The organism is Aquimarina sp. ERC-38 (assembly GCF_026222555.1).
In the GTDB taxonomy this organism is placed as follows: Bacteria; Bacteroidota; Bacteroidia; order Flavobacteriales; family Flavobacteriaceae; genus Aquimarina.
On the sequence record NZ_CP098511.1, the window covers coordinates 3,998,870 to 4,019,301 of the forward strand.

A 20,432-nucleotide genomic window follows, 5' to 3' on the forward strand; every position below is an offset into this window, starting at 1 on the left:
ATCCTTTGTTAACCTTCTATTCTGAAGGAGATAGCAAATGCATTTACAGCTGAATAAGGAAATTTGTCGTACCTCTGTAAATAAGTATCTTTGGTAGCAAAAAAGGTTTTCACATGAATAAAAGCATCTTACTTTACTTATTCCTATTTAATTTTTTGCATGCTACTTTTTCGCAAAATGATTTTAAAACAGTTTTTGAAAAAAGCAACGGAACTGAAACAGCAACATACCCGGAAGTCGTTTCATTTTATAAAAAATTAGCTACCCAATCCGAATTCGTAGACCTTCAGGAAATGGGGAAAACGGATAGTGGTGAACTTTTACATATCGCTATGTACAATTCGGATAAAACCTTCGACTTTAAAGATATTAGAAAAGACAAAACCATATTACTTATAAATAATGGTATTCATCCAGGGGAAAGTGACGGAATCGATGCTACCCAATTATTATTTAAAGATTTAGTACAACGCAACATTAAAATTCCGGCTAATACCGTAGTGATAACTATTCCTATATACAATATTGGAGGTGCCTTAAACAGAAATACTACTACCCGTACCAACCAGAATGGCCCAAAAGCGTACGGTTTTAGAGGAAATGCTCGCAATTATGACCTGAACAGGGATTTTATTAAAAACGATACTAGAAATGCCCTTGCGTTTGCAGAAATTTTTCACAAAGTACAACCTGATATCTTTATTGATAACCATGTAAGTAACGGAGCTGACTACCAGTATACCCTAACCCATTTATTTACGCAACACAATGCCTTGGGTGGTGCTTTAGGTAAGTATCTACATACTGAGGTTAGACCTTCTCTCGAACGTAAATTAAAAGTTAAAAACTGGGATATTACTCCGTACGTAAACGTCTGGGGTACCACTCCGGATAAGGGATGGGCGCAGTTTATGGATTATCCCAGATACTCTACCGGATATACCAGTCTTTGGAATACCTTAGGAATGATGGTTGAAACTCACATGTTAAAACCTTATAAACAACGAGTAGAAGGTACCTATGAACTCCTAAAAATCATGATTGAAATCGCAGAGGAAAAAGGAAGTGAAATTAGATCTTTAAGAAAAGAAGCTTTTGAGTTTTATCAAAAACAAAAAGTTTATTTAACTAACTGGAAGGTAGATTCCACAAAGAACAGGATAATTACTTTTAAAGGATATGAAGGAAAAACAATACCTAGTGCCATTACCACATTACCTCGATTACAATATGATCAGTCTTTGCCCTATACTAAAGAAGTTGCCTACCAGGATACCTTTAAACCCACATTATCAATTAATGTACCTAAAGCTTATGTAATTCCGCAAGGATGGTGGAGCGTTTTAGAACGATTAAAAATTAATGAAGTGGAGTACCAACTTTTAAAGAAGGATACAGTGATAGAAGTTGAGTCTTACCGCATTTCTGATTACAAAACTCGAAAAGAAGCTTATGAAGGGCATTATTTACATGAAGATACAAAAGTAAGTCGGAAAACGTTAAAAAAAGCATTTAATAAAGGGGATATTATAGTATACACAGATCAAAACAGTATTCGGTATCTATTAGAAACCCTGGAACCTGAGGCTATAGACTCCTTCTTTAATTGGAATTTTTTTGATACTATTTTACAACAAAAAGAAAATTTTTCTCCCTATGTATGGGAGGATAAAGCAGCAGAACTATTAAAAAAAGATTTGGACTTAAAAGACAGGTTTTTAAATATGAAAAAAGATACTATTTTTAATTCGAACTCTAACTATCAACTGGATTGGATTCATAAAAATTCTGATTATTATGAAAAAGCGCATTTACAATATCCTATCTATAGAATTATAAAATAGGTCTAACTCTTATATTTCTGAGAAAAAAGATCCTGAATATTGGCGTAAGACTTTTGTAGGGCCTTTTTTGTTTGTTCAGGGTTCTTCCATTTGACCTTGGTAATACCTTCATCCTCTTGAGGTATCAATTTTTTATCGTAATCCGTAGTCATTTCAAACCAATAAGTAACCTTAAGGCGGTATTCTCCATTACGCTTAAAAATATGATAGGTATGATATAAAAACTTGGTAATTTCTAAATTTTGCACTCCTGTTTCTTCTTCTACCTCCCGTATCGCCGTAGTTTCAATATCTTCCTTTTTTTCAGCTTTTCCTTTAGGAAGGTCCCATTTACCATTACGCTTGATAAATAAAACTTCATGTTCCTTATTGTACACTTTACCTCCCCCTGCAATAACTACAGGTAATTTGGAGTACAAATGTTCCATTAGTTTTTCTTCATTTTTGTGATAAAAATGATATTTTACCAGTTTCCCCGCAGCTTCACCTTTTTCAATTTTTTTTATAATTTTTTCAAAATCAACTTCTTTAACAAGTAAGGTTTTGTAGCCTTCTATTTCTTTTTTGGTAGAAAGAATAATGGGCGTATTATTAACAAAAACTTTATACATTTGCAGCTATGATTTTTAATATAGAGACGGCAAAAAAAACTGCCGAATTGCTGCTGCAAATTAAGGCAATAAAATTACAACCGCAAGAACCCTTTACCTGGGCTTCAGGATGGAAATCCCCTATCTATTGTGACAATCGTATTGCATTGTCCTATCCGGAAGTAAGAAACTATATTAAAGAACACTTATCGGAGATTATTAAAGTTACTTATGGCAGACCTGATTTTATCGCAGGGGTAGCTACCGGAGCAATTGGCATCGGGATGTTAGTAGCAGATTACCTTGATTTGCCATTTATCTACGTAAGGCCGGAAGCTAAATCGCACGGACGTAAGAACCAAATTGAAGGAATAGTACCCAAAGATAAGTCGGTAGTAGTGATAGAAGATTTAATCAGTACAGGGAATAGTAGTTTACATGCGGTTGAGGCTTTACAGAAAGCAGAAGCTGTTATTAAAGGAATGGTTTCTATTTTTGATTACGGTTTTGATATTTCCAAAGAAAATTTTGACAAAGCGGAAATTTCCTTATATTCACTTAGTGATTACACGAATTTATTAGCACAGACAGAAGAAACTAATTATATTACTAAAGAGCAAAAACAATTATTAGATGAATGGCGTAAAGCACCATCTACCTGGAATATATAACGTATGCAATTAGAGAGTAATCAAGCGACAACCCAAAAGTCCCAACAAGAAGTTTTTGACTTTTTGAATAATGTAGAAAACTTCGAACAGCTAATGCCTTCCAGCATTCAAAAGTTTGAAAAAATATCAGACGTACGTTTTCTTTTTCAGTTAAAGGGCATGCCGGAAATTGTTTTGGAAAAAAAAGAAAGTCATGCTCCCAATAAAATCGTACTAGGTGCCGCCAGCGAAAAACTTCCGTTTACGCTCACTGCGGATATTAAAGAAGATAGTCCGACTTCCAGTACAACAAAATTGAATTTTGAAGGGCAATTTAATGCCATGATGGGAATGATGATCAAAAGTCCTATTCAGAATTTTATCAATACCCTGGGAGAAAATATTAGCAAATTATAATAGGTAAAGCCATAAAAGCCTTTACTAATGATAAGCAGACTTCTATATTTAGTTATACAGAAAAGGTTTATTACTAATAAAGTAAGGTGACTTCCTTTAAATCAAAACGCTCGATAGCGTCATTTTCAGTTAATATTTCCACTTGTCCGGCTCTATTTACCCCTTGAATTATTCCGGAAAAAAGAATATTTTCTTCTTTTTTAAAGGTTGCAGCTTTATCTTTTTTGAAAAGATAGTTTTCATACATATTCTTAACATGTTGAAACGAATCATTTAAGTAAGCTAAGAATTTCGTTTGAAAAGCATCAGCAATTGCTAAAAATAGTTGTTCCGGATCATATTTCTGACCTGTAATTATATGTAACGAACTCGCTTTGGGTAAATGGTTAAACGTATTTTGATTTACATTTAATCCTATACCGATTATAGTGGCCGTTATTGTATTTTTAATCACTACGTTTTCAATTAAAATTCCGGCTATTTTAAAAGTATCTGACAGAATGTCGTTTGGCCATTTAACTGCCAGGTTCGGGAGCTGTTCTGCTTCTAGAATTTCAAGTAAAAGTAAAGAGGTTACCATAGAAATCATAAACTGATCTTGCACCGGCAATTCTAGTTTAGGCACTAATATACTGCAAGTTACATTCTTCCCGGCATCAGACTGCCAGGTAGTTCCTTTTTGTCCCCTTCCGGCAATTTGATGTCTGGCAGATACTCCCGTAAGCTCATGAACTACCTGTGACCTATAAAGATTTCTTAAAAACAAATTTGTTGATTCGATGGCATCAACTTTGATTATACGCATAAAAAGAGGTTAAGTTGTATAAATGTATTTAAATACAAACGTTAAAATCATAAAAAGTAATAACTTTACGGAAATTAAAAAAGTGCATGATTCAAAAAGAAATTGACACTGATCAATTGATTGCAGAAATTATTAGGGGGATTGAAGAAGTTAAGGGAGATGATATCAGTATTTTAGACCTTAGGGATATTGATAATACAGTATGCAATTATTTTGTGATCTGTAATGGAACTTCAAACACTCAAGTTAATGCGATTGTAAATTCTATTCAAAAAATTGTTAGTAAATCATTAAAAGATAAACCCTGGCATGTCGAAGGAAGTGAAAATGCAGAATGGGTACTTATCGATTATGTTCATGTAGTGGTTCATGTTTTTCAGAAACATATTAGAGAGTTCTATGATATAGAAGGATTATGGGGAGATGCAAAAACTACTACAATTAATTCAAATTATTAAAAAAAACTAAATGGCTAAAGGCAAGAAAAAGACAGATCCGTCAAAAAAACCAAAATTTAATACGTATTGGATTTATGCGATTATCATTGTGGGGTTTTTGGCTTTAAACTATTTTGGAAGTAGTAGTATTGGAACTGCTCCTGAAATCAGCCCTTCTGAATTTACTTCATACTTAAGTAACGGAGAAGTCCAGAAAGTGGTAATATTAAACCGAAGAGAGGCAAAGGTATATCTGAAACCGGAAGCAAAAGCGGAAGAAAAACACCAACGTAAAAAGAATAAATCCATTTTACCTTCCGGACCTAGTGATCCGGATTATCAATTTGAATTCGGAGACCTTCAGAATTTTGAAAATGAAATTGCCAGAATCAAAGCTGAAAACGGTATTCAAACCGAAGTGAGCTACGATACGGAAACCAACGTATGGGGCGATCTATTAATTACCCTACTACCCTTTGCCCTTATTATCGGAGTGTGGATTTTTATCATGCGAAGAATGAGTGGCGGAGCTGGTGGTGGAGCTGGTGGCCAGATTTTTAATATCGGAAAGTCCAAAGCCAAATTATTTGATCAAAATACGGATGTAAAGGTTTCTTTTGAGAATGTTGCCGGATTAGAAGGTGCTAAAGAAGAAGTACAGGAAATTGTAGATTTTCTTAAAAATCCTGAAAAATATACCTCACTAGGTGGTAAAATCCCAAAAGGGGCATTGTTAGTAGGCCCTCCGGGAACGGGTAAGACTTTGTTGGCTAAAGCAGTTGCAGGTGAAGCAAAAGTCCCTTTTTTCTCGTTGTCAGGTTCTGATTTTGTAGAAATGTTTGTGGGGGTAGGTGCTTCCAGGGTTCGGGATTTATTTAAGCAAGCCAAAGAAAAATCTCCGGCTATTATTTTTATCGATGAGATTGATGCGATCGGACGAGCTCGTGGAAAAAGTAACTTTTCCGGTTCTAATGACGAAAGAGAAAATACATTGAACCAGTTATTAACGGAGATGGATGGCTTTGGTACTAATACTAATGTGATTGTCATCGCTGCTACTAACCGGGCAGATGTACTGGATAAAGCATTGATGAGAGCTGGCCGTTTTGACCGACAGATTTACGTAGATCTACCGGATGTCCGCGAACGTAAAGAGATTTTCGAAGTTCACTTAAAACCTCTTAAAAAGGATACTAAATTAGATACCGACTTTTTAGCCAAGCAAACCCCCGGATTTTCCGGTGCGGATATCGCAAATGTTTGTAATGAAGCGGCATTGATTGCTGCACGTAATGAGCGAAAAGCAGTGGGTAAACAGGATTTTCTGGATGCTGTTGATCGTATTGTAGGTGGATTAGAGAAGAAAAATAAGATCATTACCCCAGCTGAAAAGAGAGCCATTGCTTTTCATGAAGCAGGGCACGCAACGGTAAGTTGGATGTTAGAACATGCAGCTCCCCTGGTAAAAGTAACTATTGTTCCCAGAGGGCAATCTTTAGGGGCAGCCTGGTATTTACCTGAAGAACGTTTGATCGTAAGACCGAACCAAATGCTGGATGAAATGTGTGCGGCATTGGGCGGTCGAGCGGCAGAAAAGGTAATTTTTAATGAAATTTCAACCGGAGCTTTGAGTGACCTGGAAAAAGTAACCAAACAAGCGAGAGCTATGGTGACTATTTATGGGTTAAATGATAAAATAGGAAATCTTACTTATTATGATTCCTCAGGGCAAAATGAATATAATTTTTCTAAGCCTTACAGTGAACAAACTAGTGAATTGATTGATAAAGAAATCTCTAATATTATTGAAGATCAGTATAAACGGGCGATTGATTTACTAGAAAAACATAAAGACAAATTAACCGAACTGGCGGAAGTTTTATTGGAAAAAGAAGTAATTTTTAAAGATAATCTGGAAAAAATCTTTGGTAAAAGGCCTTTTGATAAGTTAGAAGAAGCCTTATAAAATTAGGAACTTCAGATTGATAAAGAATCTTACGCTAAATTTAACTTTAGGTAAGATTTTTTATCTTTGAATTAAAACATAAAAGCCATCATAAATATAGCATTGGTCAATACTAACCTACTTCCTTATTATAATGTATATATATGAGCCTATTTAGAAAATTATTTTTTCGAAAATCTAAATCTAAGGCTAAAGATATTGTAATTCAGGGAGAAGGCCGAAGTAAATATATGCCGGAAATCAATTTACCGGTAGACGAAAGCTTTATGATTAATTTTAAAAGAAATGGTGGTAAATTCTTATATTGTGATACACAGGAAGAATTATTAGATTCTTTTGATAAAATTTTGTTAGAAAACGATTGGTACGAATCGCAGTGCTGTTGTTTTGATATTGCCCTTGAACATAAATTTTCAGGATTTAACTTACAATTCGTTAAAAGTAAAGGTTCCTTTTTTTTTGCAACCTGTGAATACCTGATTGCCGATAGTGGTTCTATTCTGGTATCCTCCAATCAATTGCGGGAAAAAAAGCTTACAGAACTCCCAGATAATTTTGTAATTATGGCAGGTACCAGTCAGTTAGTTACTACTATTGGCGAGGGATTGAAAGGAATTAAGGAAAAGAATAAAGAATCCATTCCTTCTAATATTACTACCATAAAAAACTTTGAACCTCAAAAAGAAAAAGACTTTATGAGCTACGGAAGTAGTTCAAAAAATTTATATTTGCTATTGTTGGAAGACCTATAGTATGAAGGAAATACATATTCGATTTTTATCAGGAGTACTGTATGTTTCTTTGGTTTTAACTGCTATATTTTTATCCCCCTACACCTTTATTGGCCTTTATTTTCTGTTGGGTATTATCAGTATCTGGGAATTTCAAAAGTTGATACACTTAAAGAGTTATGTTAATTATGCCGTTTTTGTATTGCTATTAATAGCTTTTCACCTATTCACTATACCAATCTATGTAAAACTTCTGATTTTAATTATAACCATTACCACACAATTATTTTTACTCAAAGACCTGGTTACGATCAGGATCATACCTATGTATGAAAAAAGAAAATACATGACCACTATTTTCTTTCTCATTACTTCTTTTGTATTTCTAAGCTTACTTCCGTTTACGGGAAAAGATTACGACCCTATATTAATTACAGGACCCTTATTTTTAATATGGACTAACGATTCCTTTGCTTATTTAATAGGAAAAAACTTTGGAAAAAGAAAACTACTAGAACGTATTTCACCAAAAAAAACCATAGAAGGATTCCTGGGAGGCTTGTTTTTTAGTATTATTGCCGGTTTGATTATTGGACTTTATTCAAATTCCCTAACCTTATGGGTCTGGTTAATTATAAGTATAATAATGAGTATCTTTGGAACCCTAGGTGATTTGATACAGTCCAAGTTTAAAAGGCAGGCAGGAGTTAAGGATAGCGGTACCATCATGCCGGGGCATGGAGGCATTTTTGACCGTTTAGATAGTATTATTTTTGCAAGTCCGTTTTTATATGTTTTCTTACAAATCTTAGATTATGTTTCATAAAGAAGGTTATAAAATTATTGCTGTTGTTCTTATTTTATTTTTAGGAATTAATGTAGCAGCCTACATTGCTGTTCAGGATAAGCTTTGGATATCTCTAATTTTCTTTATAAGTCTGGTATTTGCTATTTTAATCCTGCAATTCTTCAGAAATCCCAAGCGTTTAACGGTAGCAGATGACTTGACCCTGGTCTCACCGGTAGATGGAAAAGTAGTGGTTATTGAAGAAGTTTTTGAAAAAGAATATTTTAAAGATAACAGGATTCAGGTCTCGATTTTTATGTCACCCTTAAATGTTCATGTCACCCGTCATCCGATCGGAGGTATTATACAATACAGTAAATATCATGCCGGTAAATACCTGGTAGCCTGGCATCCAAAGGCTTCTGAAGAAAATGAAAGAACAACCGTGGTGGTCGCTAATGATTTTATTACCATTTTATACCGTCAAATTGCCGGTGCTCTGGCAAAAAGAATTGTCAATTACGCAAAACCTAATGAAAGTGTCGCTCAGGGAAGTGATAGTGGGTTTATTAAATTTGGTTCCCGGGTTGATGTTTTTTTACCTTTAGGTACAGATATCGCAGTATCTTTAAATCAAAAGGTAAGAGGCGGAGAAAGTGTGATTGCCCGTATTGAAAAATGAAAGACGAAGAATTAAACATACGATTCCGAGAGGCTTTTGAAAAGGCCAGTAAAACGAAAATTAAATTGCCACCGGATATTATGCTTCACTTTTATGCTTATTACAAGCAGGCTACCATCAATGACTACAACCAGTTTCATACACCCTCCGGACAAAGTGAACTGCGAAACGCTTTTAAATTAAATGCCCTCTTTCAAATTAAAGACCTTACCACACAAGAAGCTAAGCGTGAATATATCGCTCTCGTGGAAAAGTATATTAAATAATAAACGGTAAGGTAATATCATGATAGTTGGTAGTATTCAAATTAAAAGTGGTCAATCTAATTAATGGAAAAAAACTAATTTCACATTTTGAGGTTCCTACAACCTTGTCAAACTTCTAAAAAATACTCATGCTTGATTTTGACTTATTTCAAACTAACGAAGATACCCCAGCACTCATTACTTCGATGGTCACTATATTACTTTCGTTTTTTTTATCCTCTATGATTGCAATAACCTATAAGTTCACTAATAGTTCTTTTGAAAAACGAAATCATTTATTACAAACCCTGGTTCTAATTTCAATGGTTGCTAGTGCAATTATGCTTGCTATCGGAGATAGCCTGGCAGTAGGACTCGGTATGTTAGGAGCACTTTCTATCATACGATTTAGAACTGCGGTCAGTGACCCTAGAAATATAACCTTTATATTTGCTTCTTTAGGAATAGGGATTTCTTGCGGGGTACTAGCATTTAATGTAGCAATAATTGGCACCTTATTCTTTTGTTTAATAGCAATATTCTTTCGTTACACCCCCTGGGAAGCTAAAAATAAAATTTCAGGGAATCTTCATGTAAGATATCAAACCAAACAATTTTCTTCAGGTAAGATTCAAAAATTGATTATTCCATACACAAGCACGAATAGCATTATTGAGATAAATACATTCCGTAAAACAAGAAATCAAAAAAACAAAAAGGTCTTTCGTAATGAGGAAGTTGTTCTTTTTATAGAGATATCAACTATTGAGCATTTACAAGAGCTTTTACTTAAATTAAAGAGTACTCCGGGTATCGTTCAATATAAATTTATAAATAATGTAAATATCGGTAAATTATAAATTTCCTATCTTTCCCTTTATAGGTTTGCAAACTCAAAAGCATGAATTTATGACGAAAAAAAACATACATTACATTGTCATTGCTATTACTGGCTTTATTCTCCTTTTTTTACTATTTGTATCTTCAAAAGAAAGGGTTCAATTTTATGGAATAGCAGATAGTAAAGAAACAGTGATCAACTATAATTTTCCAGTTTTTATTGAAAAAATCTACGTATCTCCAGGTAGTCCGGTAAAAAAAGGAACGCCGCTTTTAGGCATAAAGCTAGCACCAACCAATACTTCGTTAAAGACCCTTCCTTTAGAAATCGAGCAACTACAAGCTGAAAAAGAGTTTTGGAAAACTAAAAAAACTCATGAAATTCAAAACACGTTATTGATCCAAAAAGAAGAGTTAAATAAAATTAACTATACCATAGACCAGTTAAAAAAAATTAGCGATCAAAACACTTCTATTCTAAAAGAAATGAAAAGTTTAAAACTAGTTCCTAATGCGACAACCACAACAACAGAGGATGAACTAAATATGCTCAAGAAACGTCGAGCAGACCTTTTGAAAAAATATAGTTTTACCCTAAATGCTTTAGAGAATGAGAAAGAAATAGGAAGTCAACCACTATTTAAAGAAATGGAAAAAATTGCCGCTGAGGTAAATCTTGGAAATCACGAGAAAAATGACCTTATTATAATCAATGCTCCGGATGATGGTGTTGTCGGTGACCTTCTCTGTAAAACAAATACATATGTAAAACCTTTTGAAAAACTATTATCTTTTTATGAGTCTCATCCTAACATTATAAAAGGTTATATTCATGAAAATGCACATAGTAAAATTAATATTGGTGATAAGGTCTTAGTAAGTTCCAGTACAAATGATACCAAAGTTTACGAAGGTACAGTTACCGGCTTAGGGTCACGAATTGTTACCATTCCTGAACGACTTCGAAAAATTTCACAAATAAAGATATATGGTCGTGAAATAAATGTTTTAATCGAAACCCAAACCAATAGCCTTCTTCAGAAGGAGAAAGTTTTACTAACACATTTAGAAAATAACGATAAGGATTTAAATAGGGTACCGGCAGTATTAAATTAACACCTTCATTTAAAGGAATACTATGAGATCCTTAAAAAATATAATCAAACTAAAATTTCCAGCTATTTTATATGTTGCTTCCGTAGCTGTAGTAAGTTGTAAACAAGATGATGAAGTTAAAAAAGCAGAAGAGGAAGTTAGTGAGGAAGAAGAAATGATCGCATCTGATTTTATAAAAAAGTCTATGCGTAATTCCGGAAACCTTTTTAACATCCGTAATATAACTTTCGGAATCTTATGTTGTTTTTTGTTTAATAAAAGTTATAGTCAAGATCTAATTACCACTGAAATATTCTTACAACGGTTTAAAGATAGTATATCCCAGGATGTTATCGAACCTGCTATGACCAAAAATAATCCTATTCTATCCAGGGTAGAATTTAGGAGTTCAACAGACGAGTTTAACTGGAACAGACAAGAATACCAGCTTCGGTTAGAACCGGTTTCTTTTAAAAAAATAAAAATTGAGAATAAATTAATTTCCCTTTATCAGGATGAAGCAATAACGGATAATGACTTGCACCAACAAGAAAGTCTAAGCAGTGCTTTAAAAGACTGGATTTTTTTAAAATTTTCTGAAAAACTCATAAGATTACATGATTCTCTCCAAGATGTATTAAATGATCAAAAACTATTTGTAACTAGAGAGTTGGAGAACGGTTCCACAAATTATTTATCAATACTGAAAATCAAAAGTGAATTATTTAAAGTCCGGACTAAGTCAAAGAGCTTAAAATTTAAAGCCAGCAATATTCTAAAAAAATACAATTTAAGTAATAATTCCCAGCTAAATTTTGAAGGATTACCTTCGGTTTTTTCGATAAAAGAATCTTTGATCAAAAAAAATCCCTTAGAAAATGAGCTGTTGATAAGAAAAACAAACCTGAAGAATAAAATCATAGATCAAGAAATCTTTCTGGAAAAGAATGAGAATCGTCCTTTTTTTAATTTTCTACAATTCGAATATCAAGGGCCTCACTCTAATAGTTGGCAAAACCGTATTGCCGTAGGTGCTTCCTTAACCATACCTATCGAAAAAAGAAATTATTTAAAAATAAAGGAATTAGAATACAAAAAAATAGATCGTATTCAAGAAAGAAAAGCAGATAGTTTACTTAAAACACAAGCGCTATATAATATAAAAGACGATTTAGTTTTTAAAATAGATACCTATGATCAAATACAAATGTTTACAAATCAAACTGAAAAATTCCTTGAAGAATTATTGACAAAAATCAATACCACGAGTATGGATTTAAATGAATTATTAAAAATAAAGAAGGATATCTTAGTCAATAAAATATCCTCCAAAATATTACAACAAGAAATTATTGAACAATACGTTCATTTTTCTAAAATTCAAGGTATTTTAAAATAATTACAACGTTCTATATTCATTTTAAATTTTTCAAACTTGCCTTTAACGTTGCAATTTTCCCTTCGGCGTCTTGCTCTTTTTTTCGTTCGTTAGCAATTACCTTTTCAGGAGCATTATTCACAAAACGTTCATTTTGCAATTTTTTCTGAACACTTTTTAAAAAGCCTTGGGTATAAGAAAGTTCTTCGGTAAGTTTTTTAATCTCACTTTCTATATCAATAGTTCCCTGGACAGGAACAAAATACTCATTTGCTCCTACGCGATAAGACAAAGCCCCGGTTATAGAATCTTTTACATAGGTAATAGCTTCTATATTTCCCATTTTTAAAATTAACGGATCGAATGTAATCTCTTGGTTCGCATTATTTAAAACAGATAGCGATAACTTTTCTTTAAAAGAGATATTATTTTGCTTTCGGATATTACGTATTCCCGTAATTACTTCGGCTGTACTTTCAAACTGTTTAATCAAATTTGTATCAAAGGATTGCTGTAAAGGCCATGTGGATATAATAAGTGCTTCTTCCTTACTTCGCTTAGTGATAGACTGCCAGATTTCTTCAGAAATAAAAGGTACAAACGGATGAAGCACTTTTAAATTTTCTTCAAAAAGATGAATTACCGATTTATAAGTTTCTGCATCGATAGGTTCCTGATATCCTGGTTTTACCATCTCTAATAGCCAACTGCAAAAGTCATCCCAGACCAATTTGTACGTTGCCATTAAAGCATCGTTTATCCGATATTTTGCGTAATGATCTTCCAGAACCACTAAAGTTTGCTGAAACTTTGCTGTGTACCATTGAATAGCCAATTGTGAAGAGGCAGGTTGACTAATGTCACGATCTACCTTCCACCTCTGTACTAAACGAAAGGCATTGAAAATTTTATTGACAAAAGCGCTCCCCTGGTGACAAAGATCTTCGTCAAACATAAGGTCGTTACCCGCAGGTGAACTTAACAACATCCCTACCCGAACGCCATCTGCTCCATACTTATCAATTAAAACCAAAGGATCCGGAGAGTTACCCAGGGATTTTGACATTTTACGTCGTTGTTTGTCTCTTACAATCCCGGTTAAGTATACATTAGAGAAAGGTTTTTGATCTCTGTATTCATATCCGGCAATAATCATTCGTGCTACCCAGAAAAACAAGATTTCGGGTGCAGTAACCAGGTCGTTTGTTGGGTAGTAATAGTTGATCTCTTTATTATCAGGTTCCAAAATACCGTTAAATACACTCATCGGCCATAACCAGGAAGAAAACCAGGTATCTAACGCATCTGCATCCTGTACTAAATCCGTAACGGTTAAATTCTTATTACCGGATTCTTTAATAGCCAACTGTAAAGCTTCTTCAACGTTTTCTGCAACTACAAAATTCGTTTTATGTTCTCCGTAGTAATAAGCAGGAATTTGGTGCCCCCACCATAGCTGCCGGGAGATATTCCAATCCCGTACATTTTCCATCCAGTATTTGTACGTGTTGATAAATTTTTCAGGAACTAATTGTACCTCTTTTTCTAAAACCGCTTCTAGAGCAGGTGCTGCAAGCTCTTTCATTTTTAAAAACCATTGATCACTCAATCGTGGTTCTATAACCGCTTTGGTCCGTTCGCTGGTTCCTACTTTATTTATATGAATTTCGGTTCTTAGTAATATCCCTGATTCTGAAAGTTCTTTTTCAATTTCTTTTCTTACGACAAAACGATCTTTTCCCTTATAATGAAGCCCATATTGGTTTAAAGTAGCGTCTTCATTAAAGATATCAATGATTTCCAGGTGATGTTTATCGCCTAGTATTTTATCGTTCGGGTCGTGCGCGGGAGTTACTTTAAGGCATCCGGTTCCAAATTCCATATCTACATATTCATCTTCAATAATAGGTATGCTTCGGTTTACGATAGGAACTATGGCTTTTTTACCTTTTAAATGTTGAAAACGTTCGTCATTTGGGTTAATACATATGGCGGTGTCACCCATAATGGTCTCCGGGCGTGTTGTTGCAATGGTTAAGGTTTCATCTTCGCCTTCAATTTGATACGCTATAAAATAGAGTTTTCCTTCTTTTTCTTCATAAATCACTTCTTCATCAGACAAGGTAGTTCTGGCTTCGGGATCCCAGTTCACCATTCGGTAGCCACGATAAATAAGTCCTTTCTTATATAAATCCACAAAAACCTTTAGTACTGATTTAGACAAGTTCTCATCCATGGTAAATGCCGTACGTTCCCAGTCGCAGGAAGCCCCCAGTTTTTTTAACTGTTCTAAAATGATACCGCCGTGCTTATGCGTCCATTCCCAGGCATGTTCCAGGAACTGTTCTCGGGTAAGGTCATTTTTATCAATACCTTCGGATTTGAGTTTGGCTACGACTTTAGCCTCGGTAGCAATAGAAGCATGATCCGTACCAGGAACCCAACAAGCGTTGTATCCTTTTAGCCGGGCTCTTCTAATCAATACGTCCTGAATGGTGTTGTTCAGCATATGCCCCATATGTAATACGCCCGTCACGTTAGGCGGTGGTATAACAATGGTGTAAGCTTCCCGGTCGTCTACCTCAGAGTGAAAGTAATTCTGGTCCGTCCAATATTGATACCACTTCGCCTCTACTGCCTTTGAATCGTATGTATTTGTAGCCATTTTCTGGTTGGTCTGATTTTTGAATATAGTTTGCAAAAATACTTATTAAATATTATTAGTGTCTGGTTAAAATAAATAATAATGCAAATCAAGAGTTAAAATTCAAGGTTATCAAAATAGCGGCTAACCTTCCGTAGATAGGAAGGTTTACACCTTTTGTAGACCGTACTTTACTGGCTTTTTGTATATCTGACTTTTCGAGGCTAGTCCCATCTGTTTTTATAATTATATTCGTTTTGAATAAAGCATTATAAACATTTGACCTTATCGTAGAGATATCAAATTCAAAGTCTTTTACAAGTTGGATTTACGCAGTCACAAGTCGTCACAGAGTTAGGTGTCAACAAGAGTACTATTAGTTGTAAGCTCAATAGAAATATTCCAACGAGAGGTCAGACAGTTCATACTTACATAGCTCGACATAGCATTAAAAATTAAATAAACAACCACTATAAAGTTGCATAAAAAATGATAACGGCTTTACAGGTAGTCTATTACAAAGAATAGACCTAAAAGATACATCCTTCCTAAAAGAGAATTTAAAAAATAAATATCTAACTTTTTTCGTATAATTGTAGTATCATTTAAAGTGGCATAGTTACTGAGAACTAGCGACAAGGTCAGACCGAAATAGCCAATTTTTAAGAAATACATTTTTTTTATGATGCCGGATTAATATCCTTATATACATATATTTAACACTATTGATTTAACTATAAAACTCAACTCTGATGAAAAGTAACCAACTATTAAACTCTATTATTTTACTACTGATAATTAACGTGTTCGGACAAGTACTGCATGCGCAACCAGGACGTAGTTTATACGACGACAGCTATGTGCATAAAATCGAAATTGAGTTTCCCTATGTAAAATGGAACGATAGCTTACTAGAAAATATTCAAAAAGGCTTTGTGTATGCTTTATCAAACATCACCATTGATGGAACTACGGTTGATTCAGTGGGCATAAGGTTTAAAGGTGCGTCCTCTTTGGAAGGAATTAAGGGTGGTAAAGGTGCCTTTAAAGTTGACCTTAATGAGTTTGTAAAGGGCAAAAAGTACGATGGACTTAAAAAGTTCAACTTGCATAACTATTTGAGAGACCCTTCTCGCTTGCGCGAAAAGTTGGCCTACGATTTAATGCGCGATTTAGGTTTAAATAGCGTTCGTGTAGCTTATACGGAACTATGGATAAATGGCGAGCTTAGAGGCTTATACAATATTGTAGAGCAAATCGATAAAACCTATTTAGAATACAACCATGGCACCAAAAAAGGCAACTTATACAAAGCCGATCATGGCGCATCGTTTAAAGTTAACCGCGATACTACGGGTCGTTACCAACCAGATCCTATTACGTTTCCCGACTATTGGATTGACTACCCCAATGATCGCCCAATAAATAAAAGTGCTTGGGAAAAAAAGACCAACGAGAAAGAAGACGATTGGAGTGATTTGATTGCCTTTGAAAAATTACTTTCTACCGATGCTACGGCTACTACTTACAAAGCATTACTGGAAACAAAATTTGATGTAGACAGGGCGCTTAAAGTAATGGCTTTCAACCGCATCTCGCAAACCCACGATGCAGGTTATGGTTTAAACGGCAATTTTTATGTGTATGCTAACCCAAACACGGGTAAAATTGAATGGATCCCTTGGGATTATAACTGGACTTTTGATCAAGCTCCTAATGACGAAGTGGATGTTGTAGCTGCACACAACATTTATATACAAGTAGAAAAGGGAAGGAAGGTGCCATTTACCGGTGTATTGGAGCGCCTGCTAACTAATGCAGCCATACGCGAACAATACAGTAAATCGGCTTGTCAAATTATTCAACTTTTTAATGAAGAAAGGTTATTTAAACGTGTGGATGAATTGAGTGCTCTTATTAGACCTTACGTACAAGCGGATCCTTATAAACTACATTCAGAGCAGGATTTTGAAAGCAACCACGGGTTTACGAGATTAATTTATTTCACTTTACGTAATGGTCATCCGATCTACTATCCTGGCATAAAAGAATTTATACGCCAGCAAAATAGATTTATCAGAGACCAGTTAAGGGTCGAAGGGATCACCTGTGGCGCTTATGTGGCTGCCACAAATATTGATGTGCCTGCTGTTATAAACCTCGGGGTCGATGAAGAAACCCGTATCAATGCCACTATTATGCCCTTAAGTGCAAGTTTAGAAGGCTTGTATTGGTACTCTGAAGATCCTGAAATTGTAGAGGTTGAACAAACAGCTGATGTAGAAGCTAAATCGGAGGGCAGCACGTATATAGTGGTGAGCACGACAGATGGTACAGCTTCTCAGCGTATTAAAGTAAATGTAGGTAATGGTACTCTAGGCATTGGTAACGTTAGCTATGAGGAAGCTAAAATTCACATTTCACCCAACCCTACCGATAATGAGTTAATTATATCAATGGTTGAAAAAAACCCTAACGTAAAAATAAGAATATTCAATTCTGTTGGTAAGCTCGTACTTCAAACAAGCAAGGCGAATATTAACCAGATAAAGTTAAACGTTAGTGCTTTTCAAACAGGTATCTATTTTATCAGTATAGGCACTGAGAATTTAACCTTCCATAGAAAGTTTGTGAAAAAATAATAACATCAGGGATACTATCAACTGGAGTAGAAATGTAAGCCACCTCGTGTTAAGCAACTATCTTAATCTTTAAAAAGTAGTTACTATGAAGGGTAGATTTCGTGCTTAATACGTTCTTAAGGCTTGGTTTATAATGCATAGTAAAATAAGGTGATTCCACTTTAAAGTATGTAAAGGTTGCTTTTTTACTACTTAAAAGTAATCTGTTTATTTGACATAGTTAATATTGTAATAATTGGTCCTGATTCTAGAAGCGATAGCGACCTGCCCGTCCGCAGGCGGGTCTTGAATCTTTACCAGACACTAATAATTAAATATGTAACTAGGAATACTTAAAAATGTTGGGGAATTTTGAAGTTATAAAAAAATAGTATTTTAGCACCTTATAAAAATTTACATTATGAAAAAATTGATGTTAATCTTATGTGTAGCTGTAATGGGAGTTGCTGTTAACGCCCAGGAGGCACAAGCAAAAATTGAATTTAAAACAGATGTTATTGACTACGGTGAAATCGCTAAAGGTGCGGACGGAGTTCGGCAATTTGAATTTACGAATACCGGAAAAGCACCATTAGTAATTTCCAGGGTACAGTCCAGTTGCGGATGTACCATACCTAAAAAACCGAAAGATCCTATCGCTCCCGGTGAATCAGGGGTCATTGAAGTAAAATATGATACCAAGCGTATCGGACCTTTTAGAAAAACGATCTCGGTATATTCCAATGCATCCGAAATGCCTACACCTATTAAAATTAAAGGTACCATCCAGGATAATTCAAAAAGTGTGTTGGAAAAAAAATAATATAGTAGATATAAAGTTATAAAAGCCGTCTTTACCGACGGCTTTTTTGTTTTGCAGATGTTGTATTTAGCATATCTTTTATATTTTCTGATAAAAATTTATCAGTGTCCGGTTAAAATAAACAATAGTTTATGAGGCATAGTAAAATAAAGTGATTCCAAACTTAAAAGTATTTATAGGTTGCTTTTTATTTTTTTGAAGTAATTTGTTTTTTATGAATTATTTTAAAATATTGATTTTCAATGTTTTAATAATTAGCCTTGATTCTTAATTCTTGATTCTAGAAGAGATAGCGACCCGCCCGTTCGCAGGCGGATCTTGAATCTTTACCAGACATCAATAATAAAAATTGCATAAAATGAAATATATTCACCTTAAATTAATTTAGATTTCATTAACAATACCTGCTATTTATTTCGGAAATTAGCAGCGTAAAAATCAAACCTATGCCTGTTGTCTCCCAAAAGGGAAAAGCAATGCCCGAATCACCTATCCGCCGACTGGTTCCTTATGCTGAAAAAGCTAAGAAAAAAGGAATACAGGTATATCACCTTAATATTGGTCAACCGGATGTAAAAACCCCTGCCATTGCTATGGATGCCGTAAGCAATCATAACCTGGAGATACTTGCCTACAGTCATTCGGCAGGATTTGAAAGTTTACGTAAAAAACTGGCAGTTTACTACGATAAATTTAACATTAAAGTTACTGCAGATGATATTTTAGTGACAACCGGGGGGAGTGAAGCCTTAATTTTTACGATGGGTAGTATTACGGATCCGGGGGATGAAATTATTGTACCTGAACCTTTCTATGCGAATTATTATAGTTTTTCCACACAATCAACAATTACGGTGGTTCCGGTTATTTCAAAGATAGAAGATGATTTTGCACTACCACCTATTGAAAATTTTGAAAAACTAATCAATGCAAATACCAAGGCTATACTCATTTGTAATCCGGGAAATCCTACTGGTTATTTATACAGTAAAAGCGAAATTAAAGCACTGGCAGAATTAGCAATTAAATATGATCTCTTTTTAATCTCAGATGAGGTATATCGGGAATTTATTTATGATCAAAACGAGGTTCATCATTCGATTTTACAGGAACCTGGCCTGGATCAACACGCCATCGTCGTGGATTCCTTTTCTAAGCGCTATAGTATGTGTGGCGCAAGAATCGGTTGTATGGTGAGTAAAAATAAGGAGGTCATGCAAACAGCAATGAAATTTGCGCAAGCTCGTTTAAGTCCGCCAACCTTTGCTCAGATAGCCAGTGAAGCCGCACTGGATGCTCCGCAATCCTATTATACGGATACAGTAGCTATTTATAAAACCCGAAGAGATACGTTAGTTAGAGAATTACAATTTATTCCCGGATGTCAGGTAGCAATCCCTAAGGGGGCTTTTTACTGTATTGCAGCTTTACCCGTACAAGATGCTAATGATTTTGCCATCTGGCTATTAGATGCTTATGAACTTAATCAAAAAACGGTTATGATTGCTCCTGCCGCCGGATTTTATTCCAGTCCTAACGAAGGTTTAAACCAGGTGAGAATCGCTTACGTTCTGGAAGAAGCATCACTTATTGAAGCCGTACGTATTTTAAAATCCGCATTGAGCGTTTATCTAGCAAAGTTCCCGAATAAAGCCTTATCAGAAACAGTGTAAAGGTCGTGTATGCTTTATTATACAAAAAATAGTTAGGAGTAACGCAACTTTTCATAGTATCTATATTATGAAGTTGTTTGAACTTTCCATAATTGGCTGCAAAATGTTCTTTTTCACTTACTTTTTATCATTTTTAAGTTCCGTAGCTACGGCTATGCAACTGAAAAATAATTTCAATTAAGCAAAAAATACCTATTTTTCGCT

At 34.7% G+C, this 20,432-nt stretch carries 18 protein-coding genes; 15 read left to right on the forward strand and 3 right to left on the reverse strand.

Annotated features, from left to right (window positions below; translation table 11 throughout):
- The first annotated feature begins 113 nt into the window (after positions 1 to 113).
- The gene (locus NBT05_RS16640) at positions 114 to 1,844 is read left to right on the forward strand and encodes a M14 family metallopeptidase (protein ID WP_265771027.1); all 1,731 of its coding nucleotides are present in this window, start codon (positions 114 to 116) and stop codon (positions 1,842 to 1,844) included.
- 2 nt (positions 1,845 to 1,846) lie between these two features.
- Here the strand turns inward: NBT05_RS16640 and NBT05_RS16645 are convergent, their stop codons facing one another.
- Complete coding sequence (locus tag NBT05_RS16645) at positions 1,847 to 2,455, reverse strand: NUDIX hydrolase (RefSeq protein ID WP_265771028.1); 609 nt, start codon at positions 2,453 to 2,455, stop codon at positions 1,847 to 1,849.
- Between the two features lie 8 nt (positions 2,456 to 2,463).
- On the opposite strand from NBT05_RS16645, the gene pyrE reads away from it, so the two are divergent.
- Both pyrE and NBT05_RS16655 read left to right on the forward strand, forming a co-directional pair.
- Entirely contained in the window at positions 2,464 to 3,105 is a 642-nt protein-coding gene (pyrE, locus tag NBT05_RS16650; RefSeq protein WP_265771030.1) for an orotate phosphoribosyltransferase, read from the forward strand.
- A gap of 3 nt (positions 3,106 to 3,108) precedes the next feature.
- Positions 3,109 to 3,501, forward strand: a complete 393-nt coding sequence (locus NBT05_RS16655) for an SRPBCC family protein (RefSeq protein ID WP_265771032.1) — start codon at positions 3,109 to 3,111, stop codon at positions 3,499 to 3,501.
- 73 nt (positions 3,502 to 3,574) lie between these two features.
- Here NBT05_RS16655 and NBT05_RS16660 read toward each other — a convergent pair whose 3' ends face one another.
- Positions 3,575 to 4,306, reverse strand: a complete 732-nt coding sequence (locus NBT05_RS16660; protein WP_265771033.1) for a biotin--[acetyl-CoA-carboxylase] ligase — start codon at positions 4,304 to 4,306, stop codon at positions 3,575 to 3,577.
- 86 nt (positions 4,307 to 4,392) lie between these two features.
- Between NBT05_RS16660 and rsfS the strand changes: the two genes are divergently transcribed.
- The 9 genes from rsfS to NBT05_RS16705 all read left to right on the forward strand — a co-directional run bounded on the left by rsfS (position 4,393) and on the right by NBT05_RS16705 (position 12,488).
- Positions 4,393 to 4,764 carry a ribosome silencing factor gene (gene rsfS / locus NBT05_RS16665; protein WP_265771034.1) on the forward strand — a complete coding sequence of 124 codons (372 nt, stop codon included), beginning with the start codon at positions 4,393 to 4,395 and terminating at the stop codon, positions 4,762 to 4,764.
- Positions 4,765 to 4,774: 10 nt separating this feature from the next.
- Positions 4,775 to 6,709, forward strand: a complete 1,935-nt coding sequence (gene ftsH / locus NBT05_RS16670; RefSeq protein WP_265771035.1) for an ATP-dependent zinc metalloprotease FtsH — start codon at positions 4,775 to 4,777, stop codon at positions 6,707 to 6,709.
- 143 nt (positions 6,710 to 6,852) lie between these two features.
- Positions 6,853 to 7,461 (forward strand): LUD domain-containing protein, encoded by a 609-nt coding sequence (locus NBT05_RS16675; protein WP_265771037.1) that lies wholly within the window; start codon positions 6,853 to 6,855, stop codon positions 7,459 to 7,461.
- Position 7,462: 1 nt separating this feature from the next.
- A complete protein-coding gene (locus tag NBT05_RS16680) occupies positions 7,463 to 8,266 on the forward strand; it encodes a phosphatidate cytidylyltransferase (RefSeq protein WP_265771038.1) in 804 nt (267 codons plus the stop codon).
- Positions 8,256 to 8,909 (forward strand): phosphatidylserine decarboxylase family protein, encoded by a 654-nt coding sequence (locus NBT05_RS16685; protein WP_265771039.1) that lies wholly within the window; start codon positions 8,256 to 8,258, stop codon positions 8,907 to 8,909. Before NBT05_RS16680 ends, NBT05_RS16685 begins: the two co-directional genes overlap by 11 nt.
- Entirely contained in the window at positions 8,906 to 9,175 is a 270-nt protein-coding gene (locus NBT05_RS16690) for an acyl-CoA-binding protein (protein ID WP_265771040.1), read from the forward strand. Before NBT05_RS16685 ends, NBT05_RS16690 begins: the two co-directional genes overlap by 4 nt.
- Positions 9,176 to 9,303: 128 nt before the next feature.
- Complete coding sequence (locus tag NBT05_RS16695; RefSeq protein ID WP_265771041.1) at positions 9,304 to 10,014, forward strand: DUF4956 domain-containing protein; 711 nt, start codon at positions 9,304 to 9,306, stop codon at positions 10,012 to 10,014.
- A 49-nt stretch (positions 10,015 to 10,063) separates the two neighbouring features.
- Entirely contained in the window at positions 10,064 to 11,110 is a 1,047-nt protein-coding gene (locus tag NBT05_RS16700; RefSeq protein WP_265771042.1) for an HlyD family secretion protein, read from the forward strand.
- 22 nt (positions 11,111 to 11,132) lie between these two features.
- Positions 11,133 to 12,488: a hypothetical protein gene (locus tag NBT05_RS16705; protein WP_265771043.1), complete on the forward strand. Its 1,356-nt coding sequence runs from the start codon at positions 11,133 to 11,135 to the stop codon at positions 12,486 to 12,488.
- A gap of 16 nt (positions 12,489 to 12,504) precedes the next feature.
- On the opposite strand, the gene NBT05_RS16710 is transcribed toward NBT05_RS16705, so the two are convergent.
- On the reverse strand, positions 12,505 to 15,132 hold the full coding sequence (locus NBT05_RS16710; protein WP_265771044.1) for a valine--tRNA ligase: 2,628 nt from the start codon (positions 15,130 to 15,132) through the stop codon (positions 12,505 to 12,507).
- A gap of 731 nt (positions 15,133 to 15,863) precedes the next feature.
- On the opposite strand from NBT05_RS16710, the gene NBT05_RS16715 reads away from it, so the two are divergent.
- From NBT05_RS16715 to NBT05_RS16725, 3 genes are all read left to right on the forward strand, one after another.
- Positions 15,864 to 17,753 carry a CotH kinase family protein gene (locus NBT05_RS16715; RefSeq protein ID WP_265771046.1) on the forward strand — a complete coding sequence of 630 codons (1,890 nt, stop codon included), beginning with the start codon at positions 15,864 to 15,866 and terminating at the stop codon, positions 17,751 to 17,753.
- 400 nt (positions 17,754 to 18,153) lie between these two features.
- Entirely contained in the window at positions 18,154 to 18,555 is a 402-nt protein-coding gene (locus tag NBT05_RS16720; protein WP_265771047.1) for a DUF1573 domain-containing protein, read from the forward strand.
- 446 nt (positions 18,556 to 19,001) lie between these two features.
- Complete coding sequence (locus tag NBT05_RS16725) at positions 19,002 to 20,228, forward strand: pyridoxal phosphate-dependent aminotransferase (protein ID WP_265771048.1); 1,227 nt, start codon at positions 19,002 to 19,004, stop codon at positions 20,226 to 20,228.
- The last annotated feature ends 204 nt before the right edge of the window (positions 20,229 to 20,432 follow it).